Raw genomic sequence first — 22,580 nt, 5'->3', positions numbered from 1 at the left:
TCCTGATACTGATCGCACGCGCCCGATCATCTCTAGCTGTGATGATGCCAAATCGATCATTGAGGTCGATGGACGCAGCTCTGCTCTCAACTATCCTACGGAATAGATGAAGAGATAGAAAAAGAAAACAAGCCCCCTTGGGAAACGCGGTTCTGACCGCTGCTCCCGGGGGGCTTTTTCTATTCGTGCAGGCAATCCTATTTTTTTTTCTTGAACAGGTCTTTCAATTTGTCGACAGTGCCATCCTTCAGGCTGTCCATCAGTTTCTGACCCGCCTTCGCTTTCGCCGCGGACTGGTCAAGACGGATCTTCGGCGATTTTGCTGAGCCTCCCACATCAAGATCAAGCACAAGGTTGCCACTTTCATCCATGAACAGGTCCACGAGATCACCGTACTTCTTGAGATCCTTCATCTCCTTCTGTGCTGCGGGAGGAATGACCAGACGCGCCCTGTAGTCAAGCGAACCATCGAAACCGAATGAGCCCTTTATGTCCCAGTCTCCACTTCTCGAAGCGATCTTCCAGTCCTCTGTCCCAAATCTCCCGTTCCTTATGAAATAGCTTCCGGTCCAGGATTTGAAATCGACCTTCTGGAGCCGGGACAGATCAATAGCCGCCACACCAGAGAGTGGAGCGATAAACGACGTCAGGTCGACCATCCCACTCGTCGAAGAAGCGTCTCCAGAGACCGTAATATATTTCACAGGATCGATTCCAGGCCCCGACAACAGATCACCCGCAGCCTTAAAAGAAAATACGCCCTTGACCAGGGAGCCCATATTGTGGATTCCCATCAGTGCCCTGTCTGCCTGTATCTCCTTGAAATCAATGTCGAAATCCGAGCTTACGCAAGGGGCACTCCTGAGATCGATATCAGCCTTACCTGCCCCACTACCTCCGGCATACTTCAAGTCGATCGAATTCGCGTGAATCCTTCCGTTATCTATATTGCCCTCTGTTCTGATTGAAGTAAAAACAGCCTTTTCTGTTATCAATGTATCAAGCGTGGCAGAAAAATGAGTGTTCAACAAAAAGGGTGCGGCGCCCGAAAGACTGTTTTCCCCTGACGATGCCCCGCGGTCTCCTGTCGTCCCGCCAGCATCGGCCTCTTTTCGAGTGTCCACAGCCTGTTTTTCTTTCGTCTGAAACGGCCTGGCGTCAAAACATTGCCCGTTCAGTTCCAGGGTTACAGCAGGTCTGTTATGAATCGAATCCAGCAAAACGCCCGTCGACCCGATTTCCCCGGAGGCTCCTTTACTCGCGGTATCCTCATCTCCACTACCCTCAGCCACCATAGCAAGAAGCATCATCTCCGACAGACATGGGAAGATGTCCTGCATCGATCCATTGACAGACCAGGCCTTTCCATCGATCATCCATGCGCCTTTCACCGATTCGATGCTGCCCCCCCTGATCCCGCACTCTATCCCGATTCCGGACAGATCGAGCTCCTCGCCCTCTATCCTGATAGCGCCTCCCTTCAGAGCAAGCTGTCCATCCAGGCCGACATCTTTCCACGCTCTTCTTATCATCGATGCGTCCAGTCTGCCCGGGCCGCCAGGGAACAGATTATTCAGCGTAGAAGTTTTCCCGCCAAGTACGATTTTTCCTTCTGCCGTTCCAGCCATCTCAATACCACCGTCCCCCGGGACAGCGGCAGCCAGTTCGCCGAGATCGAGAATATACTCCGAAACGATTTCTGCCTTTACAGGCTTCATGTCAGTCCCTAGCTTCACCTTCAGCTTATTTATTATGCTGGAATTTCCTGACTTCAGGGTAAGGTCATCGCCCCACACTTCATCTCCGGCGAAACTTACCTCCCCATCTACACTGAATGGCAGGCCCGTCGCGACGTGAGTCCCCGCAAGACCCTTTAAGACGGCGCTCCCTTTCAGCGCAGCGACAGAAGCATTCTGAAGTGAACCACTGCCCCCAGCCGACACCGCCAATGTGCCGGAAGAGATCTTGACCGGCAATGTGTCGATCGATATTCCTCTCCCCGCAGGTCCTGCCTGTTCCAGGACTCCTGTTCCGAGTGCCCACTCGATCAATGCTGGCAGATCCATCTCTCTGCCGGACAAGCTGAATGAAAACAGTCCCTGGCCCGACAGGTCTTCTATCTCAGCTGTCAGGTCAGCGCTGATATTATCACCGATCTTTATGACAGATTCTGTCAGATCTATCGAATTAAAATCGGGTGGAGCCACAATGCCTGCCTTGATCCCGACATCCTCGATCCTGAATTCCCCATCTTCCCCGATTCCTTTGACGGTCACTTTTCCGATCTTCAGATCTACATTGATGACATTCAGACTGTCTCGAGGCTGCATGGAGAAACTACCCCTGACGCCATGAAGCTCGATACCCGGATCTGTCCCGGTTCCCGAGAACACGATCACGGCATCCTCGACATCTACCTTTTCTATATTCGGGCGTTTCCTTACGAGACTCATCAACGAGACATTTACCGACGTCCTCGCCGCATTGACGCTGAGATCTCCGGAACCAGGAAGAGTCTTTTCAAACGACAGGTCAGATACATTCACTCCGAAACCGAATGGAAATCTGATTCCTATATCTCCTATGCTGATGCTCGCATCGACAGCCTCCTCGATACGAGGCACAATAAGGGCGACAAGCCTGTCCCTGGAAAGCATCATGCGCAGTGTGACGCTGACCGCGATTATCAGAACGGCTATCACCGTCAGAGCGATCAGCCCCTTCTTATTTCTACTTTTCATCTTAAACACCTCTTTCGTTATCAGCCGGGACTTACTCTATCGCAACGGGGGTTGGATATCAAAACTTTTACTGCCGAGTCGTATTGACTGCACCGATAAAATCGACTATCTTTTTACAGGGAGTGATATCAAATAAACAATCAAGGGGGATTACGATGAATTTTCACAAGTTCCCATTCTTAGCGCACAGGATGATCTCCATGGCCCTATGCCTCACGCTTGTCTCGCTTGTTACGGTTCCCATGACAGGATGCGGAGATGACCAGAGGGCGGGATCGTGGATAGAGGAACCTTCCTGGACCCTGTCACACGCGTCCGGGTGCAAGGGATCGACTGCCCTGAGAGAGGCCTCCGGCAATTCCGGCGAAACTCCGATCACTTCCCCCGTGGCAGCGGAAGACTGTTTCGAGTATCTATACGATACTTCAGGAACCCTGCAGATCACTCATTCTAACCTGACGCTCAACTGCTGTCCGGGGACGATCGAAGTCGATATAGTCATCGAAGGAGACAGTATCACGATCCAGGAAAAAGAAGGCCCTGATTCCCAACCGTGCGACTGCCTCTGTCTCTATGATGTCATGATCGAGATATCGGGTCTCACTCCGGGCACTTACACTATAGTATTCGATGAACTCTACAATAATGGTGGTGAGGTCCTTGAAGCTCAGATCGAACTTTATCAGGGCAGCAGCGGCAGGATCTGTGTCGAAAGGGATGGGTATCCCTGGATTTGAGGGATTTGTTAATAAAATCGTGAATCAATCCTGAATAATTGAAACTATTTCCTCCTTAATCAGTATTACTTACTACGGATACAACCGAATCATTGTTTTCAGAATACGCTAGCTGAAACCCCTGAAAGGAGTTCTTAAATGGGTAAAAGAGTACTTATCGCTCTGACACTTTCGTTTTTACTCGTTGCAAACACTGTCTTTGCGGCTGACGAAAGCCGTCTGATGCGTCGCCCCGACATTTACGGGGACATGATCGTCTTCTCATATGCAGGAGACCTCTGGACAGCCCCCACCAGCGGAGGGACGGCCACCCGCCTGACTACGCATATCGGTGGAGAGGCATACGCTAAATTCTCGCCTGACGGGAAGACCGTGGCTTTTTCTGCCAGTTACGACGGCAACTTCGATGTATATACTATTCCCGCAGCCGGCGGTGTCCCGAAGCGACTGACCTGGCATCCCAAGGCTGACATGGTCCTCGACTGGCATCCTTCAGGGAAAAAGGTCCTTTTCAGAAGCAACAAGGACACCAAGACCAATCCGGGCCCAAGATACGCCAGGCTCTATACGATAGACTCAAAGGGCGGCTACCCGGAAGTCCTGCCTCTCTTCGAGGGACAGCTTACCAGCTACTCCCCTGACGGCAAGAAGATCGCTTACAACCGGATGTCCCGCGAGTTCCGCACATGGAAACGATACCGTGGCGGTATGGAACAGAATATATGGACATACGACTTTAAAAAGAACAAGGCCGAAAAACTCACCGAATACGAAGGCACAGACGCCTTCCCGATGTGGTACGGAAACACTATTTACTTCATATCGGACCGCGACCACACAATGAATATCTTCTGCTACGACCTTGACACGAAACAGATACGCAAGATCACCGACCACGACGAATACGACGTCAAATGGCCGAGCCTTGGCGACGACCGCATTATTTACGAGAACGCCGGTTATCTATATGTACTCGACCTTAAGACCGAAAAAACGGCCAGGCTCAATATTAACGTCCCCTCCGAACACAACCTGAAGAGGGAAGCCTATATAAACGCTGGGAACCTCATCAACAGTTTCGATCTCTCCTCATCGGGCAAGCGCGCCATGTTCGGCGCCAGGGGTGATATCTTTACGGTTCCGGCCAAAAAAGGAGAAGTACGCAATCTTACAAAGACTCCGGGAATCCGCGAACGCAGCCCCGCGTTTTCACCGGACGGCAATTGGGTCGCCTACTTCTCCGACCGGACCGGAGAATACGAACTCTATCTGACAAAACCTGACGGGACAGGCAAAGAAGAACAGATCACCAAAATCGGAGAGAACTACCCCCTGGGCATGCTCTGGTCTCCTGACAGTAAGCATATAGCCTTCTTCGATCAACTTAGCTGGCTCTACTGCCTCGATGTCGAATCAAAAAAGATCACGAAGATCGACCGGAACGAGTACGGTGACCTGCGAGATTTCTCATGGTCAGCCGACAGCAAGTGGATCACCTACTCGAAGATCGGCGACAACAACTTCTCGTCGGTATATCTCTACAGCCTGACGAAAGACGAGAAGTTCCAGGCTACGAGCGACCTGTACAACGATTATTCACCATCATTCGATCCTGATGGGAAATATCTCTATTTCCTCACCGACCGTACAATCAACATCAGGTTCAGGAATTTCGAAATGGGATGGGAATTCGTCTCACCGACCACGGTCTGCGTCACAACCCTGAAGGCCGACACTCCCTCTCCTCTCGCCCCGGAGAGTGACGAGATCGAAGTGAAGGAAGACGAAAAGGAAGATGGAGACAAAGACAAAGCGGACAAAGAAGACGACAAGGATGACGAGAAAAAAGACGAAGAAGAGAAAGAGGATAAAGAACTCGAAATCGATATCGCAGGGCTCGAATCCCGAGCCATATCCCTTCCGATCGGATCAGGTAATTTCGGTGGCCTTACTGCCATCTCCGGCAAGGTCATCTACGGAGAGTTCCCTCCGAACGCTGGAGTGATCTCCTTTACCGACGCAGGCGCCAACGGTGGAGCACTGAAATACTTCGACCTGAAAGAGCGCGAGGAAAAGACGATTATCTCCGGAATCAACGGATGGGCGATATCTTCCTCGGGAAACAAGATACTCTATGCTGGTCCCGGCGGAAGTTTCGGCATCATAGACGTTGCCGCAGGCAAGAAGATAGGCGACGAAAGTATAAGCACGAATCTTCAGATGAAGACCGATCCGGCTGCCGAATGGCGCCAGATCTTCTATGAAGCCTGGAGACTCGAACGCGACTTCTTCTATGTGGAAAACATGCATGGAGTCAACTGGAAAAAGATCAAAAAACGTTATGAAGTCTTCCTGCCCTACCTTACAAGCAGGGGCGACCTCAACTATGTTCTCGGCGAGCTCCAGGGTGAGCTGAACGTAGGTCACGCCTACATAGGCGGCGGAAGGGCTCCCGGGCCGAGAAGTCCGCTCATTGGCGGTGGATATCTCGGTTGTGACTTCGAGATCGACAAGAAGACAGGGCTCTACAAGTTCTCGAAGATCTATACAGGAAGGAACTGGGACGGCCGGTTCCTGGCACCTCTGGCCCAGGCCGGGATCAATGTGGCAGAGGGCGATTACCTGCTCGAGATCAATGGCAGGGAACTTGTCTACCCGACAAACGTCCACGAGTTGCTTGAGAATACCGCCGGCCACCAGATCGTGATCAAGGTCGGCAAGAACGCATCGGATGAGGACGCGAAAGAATATACTATCGAGCCTCTGCGCAACGACACCAATCTGCGCTACGCTGACTGGATAGAGTCGAACAGGCAGAAGGTCCTCAAGGCAAGCGGCGGAAAGATCGGCTATCTCCACGTACCCGACACCAATGTCCAGGGCCTGATGGAGTTCGGCAAATACTTCTTCCCGCAGGCCGGCATGGACGGGATAGTCGTCGATGTACGCTACAACAGTGGCGGCTGGATACCGAACTATTTCATCAACAAGCTCGGACAGAAGATGACGAACACATTCAAGCGCCGCGATCGCAAACCCATGGAAATTCCCGTGACTGCGGTCAAGGGTCATCTGGCATGTATCATCAATGGATACGCAGGTTCCGGCGGAGATGCCTTCCCCTACTATTTCAAACAGGCGGGCCTCGGTCCCCTCGTTGGAATGAAGACCTGGGGCGGCCTTGTCGGATATGACCGGGGCATCCCGCTACTCGACGGCGGATTTATCTCGATGCCCTCGATCGGATTCATCAACATGGACGGTGAATGGGATGTGGAGAGGATCGGTGTCGCTCCCGACATCGAAGTCGACAACCGGCCCGACCTTGTGGTCGACGGCCACGACCCGCAGCTCGAAAAGGCCGTTGAATATCTGATGGAACAGATAAAGAAGGATCCTCCGGCGAAAAAATATCCTTCGACGCCGAAAGATCCTGACAGAAGTTAGGCTCTGGATATACATAGTTTGGCAGCAGGATCATCTGCGCTACTCGGGTTCCGTGCTGAGCAGCAACGGAAGCCTGCGGAGAAAGGCCCCTCACTCATGGAGGGGCCTTTTTTACAAGCTCTGAAGATCCACAGCCATCAGGTCATCAAATCCTGTACCCTGGTTGACACAGCCTCCGATTTCCTTTAGATTTCCTGCTATCGGAACCGCCCTGTCCGAGTACTTTGATCGGCGGGAACCTTCTGGACACCAATCCTGTTGGAATGGACGATGCGACCCTGGAAGACCATTCTCATCATAACAATCCTTGCCGCGGCAGCAATACGTGTCTATACGGCGCTTGACTGTGATACAGTCCCCGATTACAGCGATATGGCCACATACAACAGGATCGCCCTCGGAGACGACGCCCCGGCAGTGAATATCGAAACACAGTCAGCGACGAGACAAAGATTATATGACAAGAAAGCAATGGCAAAAAGAAGTGCGCGCGGCTCCACAAAGAAAAAGGCTCACGCCACATCCCTCGAGACTCCGCGGGTATCTCCCCCGCCAGGGTATCCACTTTTCCTGAAGACAGTGTACGGGATTTTTGGCAAGTCGAACTATAAAGCAATCTTCTTAATACAGGCACTTCTCAGCACTCTGACCGTCTTCGGGATCTATTATGTCACAGCTCGCGTCAGGGACAGGGCAACCGGCATAGTCGCCGCCGCGATTGCCGCGATCTATCCGAACTTTATCATCTACAACCTTACCACCCTGACCGAATCTGTCAGCCTGTTGTTCGTCGTTCTGCTGATGGCAGCATTGGTCCATCCCTCCTCCGGGAGGAAAAGATCGGTCGCCGCTGCCCTGATCCTGTTCGCGGGATGCGCGTTCAGGCCTCCGTTCCTGTATTTCTGGCCAGGAATCTTCACAGGAGTAAAGAAGAAACTTCTGTTCGTCACCGCGACAGCAATCGTCGTACTGCCGCTCATGGTCGTCGGACTCGCGACCGGCAAGGTGTCAAACAGAGCAGCGCTCGCTCTGTACAAATCGTACAATGAGAAAGCGACAGGGGTGCGAAGCTACGAGATGCGGCAGACTAAACTCGGAAGCAGGGACCTGTCCAGCGGACGGTATCTCCGCGGAGCAGCGGATTTCATCAAGAAGAACAAGTGGGAAACACTTGATATAGTCTACAACAAGGCAGCTGTTTTCGTGACCCGGGGATGGGATAGCTTCGTCATGGTCAGACTTGTCCCCGAGAACAGGAACGTACACAAGATCATCGAATATGCCTGGCTGCCAGTGATGATCGCGGGACTGATCGGTATGCTGAGACTCAGAGACAGCCGTAACTCTATCATATTCCGAATGACGATCAGCTATGTGGTCTTCATAACTATCCTTGCGATCTTCAAGGTGAGGTACAGATTGATGATCGAACCGATGCTGATCATTTTCGCTGCGATCCTGATTACCGACCTCTTCAAGCGGAATGAAGCAGAGACGACTGACGGAACAATCGCCGCGACCGGATCAGAGAACGAGGCGTAAGGACAAATGAAACCGGAAGTGGACAAGGGAATGAATATCGACACTGCGACAACCGATAAAGGATTCCCGTTCTGGCCCGGTGCCAGAGTATTGCTGACATTGATCGTTCTTTTCGCGCTGTCTGTGACGGTTCATACCTTCTTTGCTCTCAACTATGAGATCATACCTTTTCCCGACGATTCAGGAAGACTCAGCAGCGTCGCGCTCGAAGGTGGATTTAAAAGTTACCAGCCTCCGCTCTATATACTTTTCCTCAGATTCATTTATGCAGTCTTCGGCAGCGGCAATATGACAGCCGTATCGATCGTCCAGGGGATATTGTCCGCACTGGTTGTCTTTCCCCTCTTCGTCATCGGCCGGGCCCTCGGAGGCAAGGCGAACGGTCTTATCGCAGCAGCAATAAGTTCTGTGTACACTCCTTTCATCCTTTACAATATGAAGACATTCCCCGATTCACCGGGCCTCCTCATGACCGCTGTTCTTTTTGCCATCCTTGTCACAATGCCGGCTTCCAGAAAAAAAGCTGTCTGGGCAGCAATAACCCTGTCCATCGCGGCACTCATTCACCCCATTCTTCTGTACCTGGCACCGGGCATACTCGTCACTATCAAAAAAAGGTTCACATTTGTCGTCGTGTTGATATTACTTCTACTGCCATGGGCGATCCGTAACTCTCTGGTAGTCGGAAAACCCATCCCTCTCTACAGAAGCGCTGGTTACGCCCTTAACACGGATAAATTTTATTATGATGAGACAGGTTGGGAGATCGTCGACGACCTGTACGACGGGGTCACTCGCGTCTTCACAAAGGGCTGGAAGGGAGATATCGTCGGGATCGATCAAGCAAGGCAGAACATGAGGTATTCGGCAGCATATTCATATACAGCGATAATGCTGCTTGGCATGCTCGGTCTGATAACGCGGACGAGGCGAAAAGATCTCATCCCGGTAATATCTACAGCCGGCTATATCCTGATGGCGATCCTGCTCACCGAATTCGACCTGAGATACAGGTTGCCCCTTGAACTCCTGCTGATCCCATTCGCGTCACTGGTCCTCATCGCATGGTGCAGGGGAGCAGGAGAAAAAATCCTGATATTGAGAGAGAAGCCGAAAGAGGAATTGCTCGCATCCATGAAAAGGATCCCGACAATACTTGTCGAATATTTCCGCAGTATACCTGATAGATTGAAGGATTCTCCGCGAGATGACTGACTTACCTGATTGGTTCTCCGGGGCCGATAGGTATGCCCAGGAAGTACCAGAGGAGCAGTAACGCGACCCACGCGATCCCGGTGAATATAGCGTAGGGCATGAGAAGCCGTATCAATGTTCCGATACCGGCGTCTTTCCTGTATTCCTTTACCCAGCCGAGAGCAAGCGGGAAATAAGGATAAAGAGGGGAGATACCGTTCGTGGTAGAGTCCCCGATCCTGTATATGAGCTGGGTGAGCGCCGGTGAGACCGAAGTCTTCAGCAACAGAAACATGGGAACAAGGATAGGGGCCAGCATCGCCCATTTTGCTGAACTGGACCCGAGGAAAAGATTCATGACCATGACTATCAGGATAGTGACAATGAACAATATGGGGCCCTGAAATGCCAGTTTGTTGAGTAGATTGGCTCCAGAGATCGCTATCAGCTGGTCGAGATTGGACCATTGAAAGAATGCCACGAACTGAGAGATGACCAATACCAGGACGACAAGACCGGATATACCTTTTACACTCTTAACCATCATGGATGGAATATCGGAAAGGCTCTTGATCTTACCGACTATCACACCATAGACCACGCCGGGAACAGCAAAGAAGAAGAAGAGAATTACCACGAGTCCCTTGAAGAACGGGCCTCGCATCACGGGGGGCATGATCTCTATATAGCAAACACTGGACAGGGCCGTCTCACCTTCCGGAAGATAGATGCGAACCTTTGCACCCTCTCTTTTATTGTTCAGGTCTGAATCAGCCAGGAATAGTTTCTGGTCGCCCTGAACAACGGCAAATTTTTTCGTTTCCCCATCGAGAACATAAGCCGTTTTACCGGACAATTTCTGAACTTCCCCATTCTCAGGCATTTTCTCGAAGTTCACTGTCTGGATCCTGGAAATATCGTAGCGAAGAGGCCCATTTTCAGGCAGCACTGTCATGAAGGCAAGCACCAGATAAAGAGCCAACGCTACCATCGCCCACTTCATTCCCTTTTTTTCTTTTTCCCCTGGCTCAGCATTGTCGATAACTGAATCCTCAGTAACGACATCACAGACTGGAAGTGTAAATCGTTTGGCGACCCAGGTCATTACTCCCGCAAGAACAAAAACAGAGGCGATCATGAAATACAGGTTTGCCGAGGCACCCACGTGCATGTTCGGATCATCGAGTGCCGAGTTGGTAAAGCCGGCCATCAGCACATCTGTACCTCTGGGAATCAATGTGGCTGTGAAACCTGCCGTACAGGAGGCGTAGGCAAGAATGATCCCGGCCAAAGGGCTCTTTCCCATCTTTTTGAAAGCCACAGCGGCAAGTGGAGGCACCACGACGATCCCTGCGTCAGAGCCTAGGTTGCCCATAATCCCTGTGACCACGATCATAGGCAATATGAGAAATTCAGGGACCCGCGTCATTCGGGCCAGCGCCGTTTCCATGAGCCCGGAATGAAGTGACAGAGAGACACCCATCAACATCACCAGGACAAGGCCGAGTGGAGCAAAGTGAGAGAAATTCGTAACCATCTCGAGAACAAACATCTGAAGGCCATGTTCAGATATCAGATTTTTCGCTATTATGGTCTCATTGGTCACGGGGTGGACCACAGAGACACCCATTAGCCCCAGTATAAGTGACAGGACCAGGACCAGGACACCCATATAGACGAACATCCAGAAAGGATGCGGTAATTTGTTTCCTGTTTTTTCAACCCACGTAAGAAATTTTTCCATAGTGCTACAATCTATAGTACGTGCGTTCAGAAATCCAGAAAATTATTTCTGTCAATCCTTCGAGAGTGGATCTGTTTTTTCAATCCTGTCGATATGGTTCGGAACGTATATCCTAGTCCCCGTATATCTCCTCTATATGGCCCTCAGGGTATGAAGCCCTCTTCACAAGGCTGACCACTACGATGACTATCAATGATACGGCTGTCCCCGTGATAAACCCGTGGATCCCGAAAGGCTTGCCCAGCCAGGTCCAGATAATGGCTGTAGCCGTGCCGGCCAGCATCGATGCGAAGGCTCCGGCCCTGCTGGCTCCCTTCCAGTACAGACCCAGGAGAAGAGGCCACAGGTTGGTCGAAGCGATGACGGCCCATGAAAATCCGGTGAGGACAAGGATCAGGGCTGGCGGCTTCAGAGCTATCAGGAGGGCTATGACACCAACCGCACCACTTATGACCCTGTTTGCAAGGATCTCCTGCTTACCGGTCATCACCTTCTTCATCCCGTTGATATAGACGTCCCGCACAAGGGAACTCGATATGATTATGAGGACCCCTGCGAATGTCGACATCCCGGCCGCCACTACCCCGGCAAGAAGTATAGCCGCTCCCCAGGGAGAAAGGACGATCCGGGACAGAGAGGGAATCGCAAGGTCGGCATTCTGAAGGTCGGGAATGAGCAACCTCGAAAGTGCGCCGTTAAGATATGGAAGAACAGCGATCGCAGCGCCTACGGTGACTATCACGGTCCCGAGCCGGAATGTCTTCGCGTCCTTGATCGAGTAGAACCTGATTAGCAACTGTGGCATACCCCATACTCCGAGACTGACTACGAGGCAGAAACTGATCAACCCCGCCCATCCCCATTCACCGGGAGTATTTACATACCCCGGACCGATCTCGGCCAGTCTTCGCATTCCTTCGCTCAGGCCTCCAACAGCGTTCAGGGTCCGAAATGTCAGTAAGAGAAGGCTGAATATCATCACCCAGGCCTGGATCAATCCGGTCCAGACGACCGCCTGGTATCCACCCAGCACAACATAGAAGATGATGACGATCCCTGAGATGAGTACTCCGCCCCAGTAGGGAAGCCCCATCAGGACTTCGAATGAATGAGCCATACCCTTGACGACACTGACATTATAGATGATAAGAAAGATAAAGATGATGAGAGCCGAGAATACTCCGGCCTCGGGCGAATTATATCTTTTCGAAAAGAAGCCGGAGATGGTGTTGACGCCCATCCTCTCTGTGAAGCGCCTGACCCGGCGACCGAGGACTATCCAGCATAGTGTGCATCCGACGAGGACGTTTATCGCGCCTATCCAGACCGTTCCCATTCCGAACTTGTATCCGAACGCACCGCCACCGATGATCAGCACCGAACTGAAATAAACTGCTATGAATGAAAGGGCGGTCACCCATGGCCCGACCTTCCTCCCGCCGATAATGAAATCTTCCGCCGTGGCAGTCTTCCGACTGCTCCAGACCCCGATTCCGACCAGGACTCCGACATAAAGTATCAATACCACTATACAGGCTGCCAGCAGACTCATCGTCGTCCCTCCCCATTCTCCCCGCCCTTTTCAGGATCCTTCATGATATCCCATACCGCCCAGATGATTGCGGCAAGGATGCTTATATCGATGACTATGAATGCCGAAAATGTCAGCCACGGCATATTAAAAGGACCCATTCTCAACCACCTTTCTTCAGACTTCCGGTCTCCTGCCCTGTTTACCTCAATATTCGAACATCAACTCGCACCTGAGGAAATGCGCTGTGTCTGCGCCGTCGAAATAGTAATCGCCAGGAACAAACCTCTCCCACAGCAGATGCCCGGATAAACATTTCTTTAATCTCCAACTCAACTTCACCTTCGATACGACACCCCTGCTATCTCCCGTTCCAAATATCGGGTCTGGGGTAAGGAGTCCCGGATCGGTAGCCAGATCTCCCTGCGGCGCCATCAGAAGACAGAATATGGTCTCGACAGTGATATCATCGACTGGTTTTATCACAAAATTCAGGTGATAGATGATGAGATTTTCCCAGTAAGCCGCGCCTCTCTCTGTGGCGGCAAGAGTGTAGATATACATCTCGCTCCATTTTGGGAATCTGCTGTAAAGGGGGTTCCAGCCCTCGAAATCATCGGTCGACGGATCGTCTCCCGACATATATACGAACCCCGCCTTCACCGATGGGTCCATCCTTACATCGAACGACCAGGTGGCGCTGGCGATCCCTCCGAGGCCCTTGCGCGCCGACTCACCCCTGTCCCCCACCTGATAAGCCAGTTCGGCCGCGTAATCCAGATGATCGCCATATTTCCCAGTCACCCTGCTTCCGAAAGTATGGATATCACTTTCGGGGATCAGATCATCCTCATCTTTTTCATTCTTATAGAAGTAGTAGCCTTCCAGCTTATTCCCTTCTAACGATTCGTCTATGTAATAGACTCCCGCACCCGTTTCGTTATATTCGATAAGTTTCTTGTAGAGCGGATTTACGACCGGCATATGTTTGTCCCAGAAAGAATCGGTGATAAAATGAGCCTCTATAGATCTGGGGCCTCTTTCCGCTTTTACTCTCACAGCATCAAAATACCTGGTCCGTGAACCATCGAGAGGGCCGCCGTCCATCATCAGAAAACCTTCACCGTACGCGATATCCTGCCTTCCCACCACTATGCTGAAGGGAGAACCACCGATCTTTTCGGCAGACAGATAGAAGTTCTCGACTATCAGCTCATCGATCTCGAAGTCCTCGTCCTGGAGCCCTTTTTCCGACTTGAACCAGTGCCTGTGTTCGTTGTTAAGCCCGGCATGGATCTTCCAGCCATCGCGAGGCGCCCAGCTGGCCCATAGCTGTGAACGGACCCTGATATAATTTCTGTCGGCATCGATATCGTCTGATAGATCGAATCCGTTCAGAAGGTAGGCCTGCCTCACTCGCTCCTTGAAACCCCACTTAAATGCACTGCCTTCATCTGCCATCGAGCCCGATGGAAATGTGCTCTGCAGAATGGCCACGATGGCCAGTACGAGATACCATTTCGATGCCCCGTGGGGGGCGGAACCAACGCCGGACCTGCTCTCTGAAGCCTTCATCAACCTTTTCCTCCGTCATTCTGTTTTGCCCATATGACTTGACCCGGGCATAATAGCCCATGCTGGATCTTTCATCTACTTATTTTCAATAATGCCGGGGATAGAATCGGCTTCTCTGGCAAAGACCGGTCACATGTGATATAATCGTTTTCATGAAACTATCATCTCTTGCCACATCTCTGGTGCTGATTGTCGCCTCCTCAGGCCTGTTCCTTCATGCTAAAGTCAACGCCGGTGAAGTCCGACTGGTCTGTCATTTCGAAGATCCCGTTATCGAAAGCGCCGGAAATGGCTTTCAGAGAATATTCTTTCCCGGCGTTATCCAGGCAGGAAAACCTGGTGAGCCGGAATTCCCGTTCCACGGAGTGCGGATCCTCCTCCCCGAGGGCGAAGAAGCAATAGCTTCGAAAATCATAAGGAAGGGTTGGAGACCGATATCGGAATCGATCCGACTTCATCCAAGGCAGTATGTCCGGCCCGGATCGGATCCTGCCGACGATGGACGAAACAACGGATTTCTGTTCTTGCAGGAGGCATACCTGATCGACAGGATGACTGATCCAGCCGATAGCGATTTCAGAACACATTTCCTCAGGGGTCATGCGATCGCCACGGGCTGTTTCTCACCTGTATCGTACAATCCCGCTACGTCTGAGGCTGGCTGGTACAGCGAAGTCGAGATCGTAATAGAGACGGCCCCTGGAGCAGCGGCGGCGAAAGCATTGCGGTTCATCAGGTGGGATAAAATCACCAGGGACAGACTGACAAGCCTGGTCGATAACCCGTCAGCCGTCCCCATGACTGATGCCAGAGGTGGTTCGATCGCTGCCGGCACAGGATATGATTATCTGATCATCTCAACAGCTTCGATGGCCGGCGAGTTTACTCCGCTTAGAGATCATTATGAGAAGCGTGGGATTCGGACCAGTATAATGACCGTCGAAGATATAGACGCGGGGTGGACTGGCAGCGATACCGCTGAAAAGATCCGTTCCGCTGTAATAGACCAGTACATGACACAGGGCATAGGATACCTTCTCCTTGCCGGCGACGGCGACCCGGGGGGAGTCGCGAGCGTGCCGTTCAGAGGCCTGTACTGTGCCGTTCAATCTTCCTCTCTATATGAGGACGGAAATATACCCTCCGATATTTACTTCGCCGCACTCGACGGCGACTGGAACACAGACGGGGATGCCCTGTGGGGCGAGCCCGGCGAGGACGACCTCTACCAGGAGATCTCTGTAGGCAGGGCGCCGGTCGATTCTCCGGCCGAGGCCGCCGCATTTATAAACAAGGTCGTCATGTATCAGGAATCGCCGGTCACTGGCGATCTGGAAAAGTCGCTGTTGCTCGGCGAGCATCTATATTCGAGCCCTCTGACCTGGGGCGGAGACGAGATGGACCAGCTGGTCGGCGAATGCGGCACCTGGGGATTCACTACCAACGGCATCCCTGAAGGCTTCGATATCACGCGATATTATGACCGGGACCTTGGGAGCTGGTCCGCGGCTATGCTTTACGCGGCTGTAAACGCTGGAACAGGCTGGCTGAGCCACGCGGGACATTCAAACACATACTACGCGATGCGGCTGGGCGTCGGCGATGTCAACACATCCAATTTTACCAATGACGGTATCTCGACGAATTTCCCCATCGTCTACACTTATGGCTGTTACGCAGGCGCTTTCGACGCCGATGACTGCATATGTGAGACTATGGTCACTATCGATACATATGCCTCTGCCCTGCTCTGCCATTCAAGATACGGATGGTTTACAGAGGGGACGACAAACGGACCCTCCCACCACTTTCAGAGAGAATTCTTCGACGCAATCTTTGCCGAGGGCATTTCGATGCTCGGAGATGCCCTGGGGAGAGCTAAAGATGAGACCGCGCCGTTCGTAGACCTTCCTGATGAATACGAGCCGGGAGCACACCGCTGGTGCTACTACTGTCTCAACCTTCTCGGTGACCCGGCCATGGACGGCTGGACTTCGACACCATCCACGCTCCCTGTGACCCATCCGGCAGAAACAGGGAGGGACGAACTGTTCCTGGTCGCCGAAACAGATATCCCGGGTGCCCTTGCTTCTTTATATGACGGCAACGATTGTGTCGGTGTCTCCTTCTCTGATGAAGCCGGCAGGCTCATCATTCCGACTGGCGGTCCGCTGGGCGCGGAAATCGATTCTTTGATTCTGACAGTGACTGCTCATGACAGGCTGATGTACAGATCTACCATCGATGTGGTCGAATCGACTTCCTCTGTCACCACTCCATCCCCATTGACCCTCGGGCAGAACCAGCCGAATCCTTTTAACCCGGTGACGACGATCAGCTTCTCCCTTCCAGCCTCGGGCAGGGTCAGCCTGACCGTCTATGATGCTGCTGGACGCATGGTCGAGACCATCCTGGACCGCGAGATGGAATCCGGGCCCCATTCAGTGCCCTGGCAGCCGGAAAACCTGTCGAGCGGAGTCTACTTCTACATCCTCAGGACACCTGACTCGAAGATCAGCAGAAAAGCCGTTCTGCTCCGATGATCCGACTTGGCCCCTCGATCCCTTCACCAATCATTTATCTTATTGCATTAATTGAAGTTGAAAATATTATGGACAAATCGGTGCTCCGGCTGTAATGTTAGATTTTCAAGCTCGGGTCTTGAAAAAATCACAAAAATCAATGTTAACGGCTGGCTGGAAGCTATATTTTGTTTCCAGCTGGTGATTACCGGAAGTATCACGTCAAGGGAGACGATCAAGATGAGCGATATCCTCGAAAAAGTTAAAGCCGATGGAGTGGTTTTCATAGAACTCGAGTTTACCGATATATTCGGTACATTGAAATCGATCGAGATCCCTGTGGTACACCTGAAGAATGCTCTCGAAAAAGGTGTATGGTTTGACGGTTCCTCGATCCGCGGATTCGCCCGTCTCAGGGAAAGCGATATGTACCTGATCCCGGAGGTCGGGAGCTATGCTGTTCTCCCAGGGGAAGACGAGAGCAGGAGGACCGCCCGGTTCATCTGCGATATATATACTCCCGATGGGACTCTGTTCGAAGGCGACCCGAGGGCGGTACTCAAAAAAGTCGTCTCGGAAGCCGAGGAGATGGGATACAGGTTCAATGTCGGGCCCGAGGTGGAGTTCTACCTGTTCAAGAAGCTGGAAGACGGAAGCTACATCACACCCGAATTCGATACGGGATCCTACTTCGACAGCAGTTCCAGGGACATCGGCAGCGATCTGCGCAAGGAGATCATGTGCGCCCTCAAGATATTCGGTATCGATTCAGAGAGGGCTCATCACGAGGTCGGGGTCGGACAGCATGAGGTCGGATTCAGATATGGCGATCCGGTGAGTACTGCCGACAAGGTGATCATCCTCAAGAAATTGATAAAATCGATCGCTCACGAACATGGCCTTATTGCCTCTTTCATGGCAAAACCCCTCTTCGACAAAGCCGGCACAGGGATGCATGTACACTCATCCCTCTTCGGGATGGACGGCAGCCCGGTCTTTTATGACGAAAACGACCCGAACAGGCTCTCCGGGACCGCGAAACAATTTATCGCCGGTATTCTGGCCCACATCAGGGAGATGTGCGTCATCACAAACCCGACTGTCAATTCGTATAAGCGTCTCGTCTCCGGATACGAAGCACCCGTTTATGTATGCTGGGGCAGCAAGAACCGTTCATCTCTGGTCAGAATACCCCACTTCACGAAAGGCCGCGAATCTTCCGTCAGGGCGGAACTGAGATGTCCCGACCCAAGCGCCAACCCCTACCTTCTCTTTGCTTCAATACTGAAGGCCGGACTGGTCGGCATAAGAAACAATCTTGAGCTGATGCCCGAAATGGAAGATATCGTCTACGATGTTTCCCCTGATGAACTGGCATCACAGGGCATAAACATCCTGCCTCAATCGCTCTCCCAGGCCATATCCCTCTTCAGAGAGAGCAAACTGATGAAAGACCTCCTCGGCGAGGAACTGTTCACCAAGTATGCCGACGCAAAGGAGAAAGAAGCCTTCGATTTCCGCGTGGCCGTCACAGACTGGGAGATCGAAAAATATATCGACAAGTGCTGAACAATTACGCCCAGCTCAACCCGTTGCGTCCGAACGAATTACACCTACTGTTAAATAATTAACACGGAATCGCCCTTTTTATTGAAACCTTTCTCTCACTCTTTCGTTTCAATAGGTAGACCGGGTCGGATTTCCCGATTTCAACCGATACCTTCTGAAACGGTAATGGAGTGATCCTCGCCTTGCCAAGGCCAGTCAGCCCCTGGTATCAGCAGGATCCAAATAGATTCGGTCGGGAGGAATAATGAAAATCAACAATCCTTTCCCAGCAGGAAAATCCCTTGTTCCCCCAGGGGCAGGATTCCTGCTGATATTGATCTTCTCCGCTTCGATACTGTACCTGCCGACCATTACAGTGGCCGATTCCGTAGAAGAACCTCTGGAATTGCTCAAAACAGTCTATGCTGTGAAAATCTCTTCCAACGTCATAAAACTTGACGGCATCCTTGATGAGGAAGACTGGCAATCGGCTCAAGCCAGTTCCGGTTTCATACAACGTCAGCCCAATGATGGGGACCCATCGACAGAAAAGACGATGGTCCGTGTGGTTTATGACGACCAGTGCATCTATGTGGGAGTCAGGGCTTTCGATTCCTGTCCTTTGGAAATCTGTGGACTCCTGACAAGAAGAGACGAGGATTCTCCATCCGACTGGATCAAGGTCCATTTCGACAGTTACGACGACAACCGTACAGCATTCGAGTTCAGTGTAAATCCAGCTGGCGTAAAGAGAGACGCATTCTGGTTTGACGGAAACAACAATGACGAAAACTGGGACGCCATATGGGAAGTGAAGACCAGAGTGGATGAAACCGGTTGGTGCGCAGAATTTGCCATACCCTTCAGCCAACTCAGATATTCCAGTAACGGCACAAGGAAAAACTGGGGTTTCCAGGTGGAACGTTACATCAATAGAAACAACGAAGCCGCCCTGTGGTCTCCCCGTCCCCAGGATGTCAGCCAGGTCGTCTCCTGCTTCGGCATCCTTGAGGGGCTGGCAGATCTTCCTGCACTCAGAAATCTGGAGATACTACCTTACATTGTCATGAATGCCGACCACAATGGAGACCCTGACGGGAATCCTTTCCTTGAGAATAAATGGGGATTTCCAGATGGAAACAACCCCGATTTCAGGCTCGGCGCCGATATCAAGTATGGGATTTCGAGTGATATCACTCTCAACATGACCATCAACCCCGATTTCGGGCAGGTCGAACAGGATCCCTCAGAATTCAATCTCACGGCTTTCGAGACATATTTAGACGAAAGACGCCCATTTTTTGTTGAGGGTGGGAATATCTTCAATTTCTCTCTCGGCATTGGAGATAACGAAAGAGAACAACTCTTCTACTCAAGACGGATAGGACGCAGTCCACAGTTCTACGCAGATGACTCCGAAAGACTTTCAGGAATCGATGATTTTTATACGGAAACCCCACAATTCACAAAAATCCTTGGAGCCGCCAAGGTCACAGGAAGGACATCGGGCGGGTGGTCGATAGGGCTACTCGAGGCGATCACCGACAAGGAAGAAGCCATGGTCGAGGTCCCGGGCAGAGAACGGATCGGAGTAGCGGTCGAACCGATGACCAGCTACACGATACTGAGAGCTACCCGTGAATTCAATGAAGGCAGGAGTACAATCGGAGGTATGGCGACCAGTGTCTACCGCGACCTTCCCAACGAGGATTTAAGTTCACTCAGTACGAGAGCAATCACTTCCGGCCTGGACCTCAACCACAGATGGAACGACGACAAGTACACTATCATCGCCCGGGTCATGGGAAGCCACATCAGCGGAAGCGAAGAAGCGATGATCGCCGCTCAGAGATCACCTGTTCGTTATTACCAGCGTCCAGACGCCAGCCATCTCGGAGTCGATTCGACCCTGACACACATGGAAGGTATTTCGGCCACCCTGTGGGGAGGCAAGTTTTCAGGAGAACCCTGGCGCTTCGGCCTTGGCTTCAATACAAAGTCACCCGGATTCGAAGTAAACGACCTCGGATTTGCCAGGAATGCCGACAACACTTTCGGTGTCATCTGGGTCGGCTACAGGGACTATGATCCGGGAAAGATCGTAAGAAACTGGAACTTGAACTTCAATCACTGGCACAGCGCCAACTATGGGGGAGACTACCTGGGCTGGGGCGGAAATATGAACGGCTATATGCTACTCGCGAATTACTGGGGCCTGTGGGGCGGAATGGCCCGCAACAACGCCAGACCGACCAACACGCTACTAAGGGGAGGCCCCTCCATCCTCTACCCAGGAAGATGGAACAGCTGGCACGGTATACATACAGATGACCGAAATATGTTCAGTTTCAGGTACAACGGCTGGGGCAGCAGGAGCGATGAGGGCTGGTGGACATACGAGATAAGACCTTCGCTGCGCATTCGTCCCGCGACACGCTTCAACATCAACCTGAGCCCCTCCTATACTATCAACAATAACGATATGCAGTATATTGACTGTATCGAAAGTCCTGACGGAGACAAGTATATTATGGGACATCTTGACCAAAGGACAATCGCCATCACTGCGAGACTGGATTTCACCATTTCGCCTGAGATGTCTTTTCAGTTCTATGGGATGCCCTTCGTCTCGGCCGGAAAATTCAGCGGTATCAGGGAAGTCGTCCAGCCACGCGCCAACTCCTATGACGACAGATTCGCGCCATACGATTACAGCGACAACCCAGACTTCAACTTCAAACAGTTCCGGTCCAACCTCGTCTTCCGATGGGAATTCGACCCCGGGTCCACCATATATCTCGTATGGTCGAGAGGGGCGACCGATTTTGAGGAAGAATACGGCGACTTCGGATTTGAGAGGGATATGAGCAGGCTATTCTCCATAGCAGGTGACAACACCTTCCTCGTCAAGATTAACAAGTGGTTCAGTCTCTAGTCAGCACACCGTATCAAGCCCCTCCCCCAAAGAGAAGACGATGTCATCAGGGGGGGAGGGGGTTGACACGGGATTCGACAATATGCTATGCTTTTTATGTGAACAGAAGAATCTCTCCTCTTCTACTCTCTGCGTAACATGACCCTAGTGTCTAAATCCGCTAAATTTGCAGATAATCAAATTATATATAGATACTGAAAAGGAAACGGTCATGCGCTATTTCATCGCTATTTCAATTTTCCTGCTCGTCTTTTCGGCTTCCGCCCCCGCTTTTGCGGCTGGTCGTGCCGACACGGCGAACAGTGAGATGTTTGACTGGGCAGTCGAACAATCGAATACTCTGGACAGGAACTGGGAAACCGCAGTGAACAGGAGTTCTGGTGGACGGTCCACAATGATGACCCCGGTTTACGGCAAAAGGTCAAGAGCCAGGCGACGTTACGGCTCGAGGACTGTTTCGGGCATGTCGTCGGTCCTTATTCCTGGCAGCAGTTCCATGACCTGGAACAGCCGGATCAATTCGGGCGGATTTATCCGCAAGGGAATCAGATCCAACTACTTTTCCCTGAGCACGAGGGAGAGGAGTGGAGCATCCAGAGGCCAGAACATGCCGAAAAGCCCCGCAAGCGCCAGGCTGGCGGGCATAAGACGCGCTCCTTTCAATTCCTCGAATTTCAAAAGAAGTATCAGTACCGGCAGCAGAGGGACATATAGAAAAAGTCCCCGGATGGGCACCAGGCGCGGAGGAAGCAGCCGGAGAAGGTCATCTATATCCTCATCGGGACGTCTCGGAGCGTCCCGCGTGAGAAGGAGTCGCTGACGGGCCGCCTCCCTGGCCGTCAGGAGACGAATAGAAGTAAGGCAGGGCCACTGTGCGGCTCTGCCTTTTTCTTGTCAAGCTGTCGGAATATCTTACACTATTAAAGCTGCGAAAAATCCCCCATGTCATACATCATCCATCTGCTTGTTTTACAACGAATTGCAAAACACACAGGCTGGCATACCAATTGCCACATCATAGGTATGAACGTGTCAATACAACGAATATTATAATGGATTTCGAC

General features: G+C 51.8%; 13 protein-coding genes. 8 read left to right on the top strand and 5 right to left on the bottom strand.

Annotated elements, in window-relative coordinates; all coding sequences use genetic code 11:
• Positions 1-197: 197 nt before the first annotated feature.
• Positions 198-2,741 (bottom strand): hypothetical protein, encoded by a 2,544-nt coding sequence (locus KOO63_00600; protein ID MBU8920336.1) that lies wholly within the window; start codon positions 2,739-2,741, stop codon positions 198-200.
• 155 nt (positions 2,742-2,896) lie between these two features.
• Here KOO63_00600 and KOO63_00595 point away from each other — a divergent pair, with 155 nt between their 5' ends.
• The 4 genes from KOO63_00595 (at position 2,897) to KOO63_00580 (ending at position 9,682) form a co-directional block, all read left to right on the top strand.
• Positions 2,897-3,478 (top strand): hypothetical protein, encoded by a 582-nt coding sequence (locus KOO63_00595; protein MBU8920335.1) that lies wholly within the window; start codon positions 2,897-2,899, stop codon positions 3,476-3,478.
• Positions 3,479-3,616: 138 nt separating this feature from the next.
• Positions 3,617-6,925: a PDZ domain-containing protein gene (locus KOO63_00590; protein MBU8920334.1), complete on the top strand. Its 3,309-nt coding sequence runs from the start codon at positions 3,617-3,619 to the stop codon at positions 6,923-6,925.
• Positions 6,926-7,195: 270 nt separating this feature from the next.
• Positions 7,196-8,467 (top strand): glycosyltransferase family 39 protein, encoded by a 1,272-nt coding sequence (locus KOO63_00585; protein MBU8920333.1) that lies wholly within the window; start codon positions 7,196-7,198, stop codon positions 8,465-8,467.
• Between the two features lie 6 nt (positions 8,468-8,473).
• The gene (locus KOO63_00580; GenBank protein ID MBU8920332.1) at positions 8,474-9,682 is read left to right on the top strand and encodes a glycosyltransferase family 39 protein; all 1,209 of its coding nucleotides are present in this window, start codon (positions 8,474-8,476) and stop codon (positions 9,680-9,682) included.
• Position 9,683: 1 nt separating this feature from the next.
• Here KOO63_00580 and KOO63_00575 read toward each other — a convergent pair whose 3' ends face one another.
• The 4 genes from KOO63_00575 to KOO63_00560 form a co-directional block, all read right to left on the bottom strand.
• The gene (locus tag KOO63_00575) at positions 9,684-11,405 is read right to left on the bottom strand and encodes an AbgT family transporter (protein MBU8920331.1); all 1,722 of its coding nucleotides are present in this window, start codon (positions 11,403-11,405) and stop codon (positions 9,684-9,686) included.
• Positions 11,406-11,517: 112 nt separating this feature from the next.
• A complete protein-coding gene (locus tag KOO63_00570) occupies positions 11,518-12,957 on the bottom strand; it encodes a sodium/proline symporter (GenBank protein ID MBU8920330.1) in 1,440 nt (479 codons plus the stop codon).
• The gene (locus KOO63_00565) at positions 12,954-13,097 is read right to left on the bottom strand and encodes a hypothetical protein (protein MBU8920329.1); all 144 of its coding nucleotides are present in this window, start codon (positions 13,095-13,097) and stop codon (positions 12,954-12,956) included. The genes KOO63_00570 and KOO63_00565 overlap by 4 nt, the downstream gene beginning before the upstream one ends.
• 46 nt (positions 13,098-13,143) lie before the next feature.
• Positions 13,144-14,511 carry an alginate export family protein gene (locus KOO63_00560; protein MBU8920328.1) on the bottom strand — a complete coding sequence of 456 codons (1,368 nt, stop codon included), beginning with the start codon at positions 14,509-14,511 and terminating at the stop codon, positions 13,144-13,146.
• Between the two features lie 152 nt (positions 14,512-14,663).
• Between KOO63_00560 and KOO63_00555 the strand changes: the two genes are divergently transcribed.
• The 4 genes from KOO63_00555 to KOO63_00540 all read left to right on the top strand — a co-directional run bounded on the left by KOO63_00555 (position 14,664) and on the right by KOO63_00540 (position 22,336).
• Positions 14,664-17,054, top strand: coding sequence for a T9SS type A sorting domain-containing protein (locus KOO63_00555; GenBank protein MBU8920327.1), 2,391 nt, complete (start codon positions 14,664-14,666; stop codon positions 17,052-17,054).
• A gap of 219 nt (positions 17,055-17,273) precedes the next feature.
• On the top strand, positions 17,274-18,602 hold the full coding sequence (gene glnA, locus KOO63_00550; GenBank protein MBU8920326.1) for a type I glutamate--ammonia ligase: 1,329 nt from the start codon (positions 17,274-17,276) through the stop codon (positions 18,600-18,602).
• 244 nt (positions 18,603-18,846) lie between these two features.
• On the top strand, positions 18,847-21,516 hold the full coding sequence (locus KOO63_00545; protein ID MBU8920325.1) for a carbohydrate binding family 9 domain-containing protein: 2,670 nt from the start codon (positions 18,847-18,849) through the stop codon (positions 21,514-21,516).
• Between the two features lie 211 nt (positions 21,517-21,727).
• Positions 21,728-22,336 carry a hypothetical protein gene (locus tag KOO63_00540; protein ID MBU8920324.1) on the top strand — a complete coding sequence of 203 codons (609 nt, stop codon included), beginning with the start codon at positions 21,728-21,730 and terminating at the stop codon, positions 22,334-22,336.
• The last annotated feature ends 244 nt before the right edge of the window (positions 22,337-22,580 follow it).

The organism is Candidatus Latescibacterota bacterium (assembly GCA_019038625.1).
In the GTDB taxonomy this organism is placed as follows: Bacteria; Krumholzibacteriota; Krumholzibacteriia; order Krumholzibacteriales; family Krumholzibacteriaceae; genus JAGLYV01.
The sequence above is the reverse complement of the archived record's forward strand: the minus strand, read 5'-3'. Positions and strand labels throughout refer to the sequence as shown.

Excerpts from the sequence above, each read along its gene's own strand:
- KOO63_00600 (MBU8920336.1), bottom strand. The coding sequence starts at position 2,741 with ATGAAAAGTAGAAATAAGAAGGGGCTGATCGCTCTGACGGTGATAGCC.
- KOO63_00595 (MBU8920335.1), top strand. The coding sequence starts at position 2,897 with ATGAATTTTCACAAGTTCCCATTCTTAGCGCACAGGATGATCTCCATG.
- KOO63_00590 (MBU8920334.1), top strand. The coding sequence starts at position 3,617 with ATGGGTAAAAGAGTACTTATCGCTCTGACACTTTCGTTTTTACTCGTT.
- KOO63_00585 (MBU8920333.1), top strand. The coding sequence starts at position 7,196 with ATGCGACCCTGGAAGACCATTCTCATCATAACAATCCTTGCCGCGGCA.
- KOO63_00580 (MBU8920332.1), top strand. The coding sequence starts at position 8,474 with ATGAAACCGGAAGTGGACAAGGGAATGAATATCGACACTGCGACAACC.
- KOO63_00575 (MBU8920331.1), bottom strand. The coding sequence starts at position 11,405 with ATGGAAAAATTTCTTACGTGGGTTGAAAAAACAGGAAACAAATTACCG.
- KOO63_00570 (MBU8920330.1), bottom strand. The coding sequence starts at position 12,957 with ATGAGTCTGCTGGCAGCCTGTATAGTGGTATTGATACTTTATGTCGGA.
- KOO63_00565 (MBU8920329.1), bottom strand. The coding sequence starts at position 13,097 with ATGGGTCCTTTTAATATGCCGTGGCTGACATTTTCGGCATTCATAGTC.
- KOO63_00560 (MBU8920328.1), bottom strand. The coding sequence starts at position 14,511 with ATGAAGGCTTCAGAGAGCAGGTCCGGCGTTGGTTCCGCCCCCCACGGG.
- KOO63_00555 (MBU8920327.1), top strand. The coding sequence starts at position 14,664 with ATGAAACTATCATCTCTTGCCACATCTCTGGTGCTGATTGTCGCCTCC.
- glnA (MBU8920326.1), top strand. The coding sequence starts at position 17,274 with ATGAGCGATATCCTCGAAAAAGTTAAAGCCGATGGAGTGGTTTTCATA.
- KOO63_00545 (MBU8920325.1), top strand. The coding sequence starts at position 18,847 with ATGAAAATCAACAATCCTTTCCCAGCAGGAAAATCCCTTGTTCCCCCA.
- KOO63_00540 (MBU8920324.1), top strand. The coding sequence starts at position 21,728 with ATGCGCTATTTCATCGCTATTTCAATTTTCCTGCTCGTCTTTTCGGCT.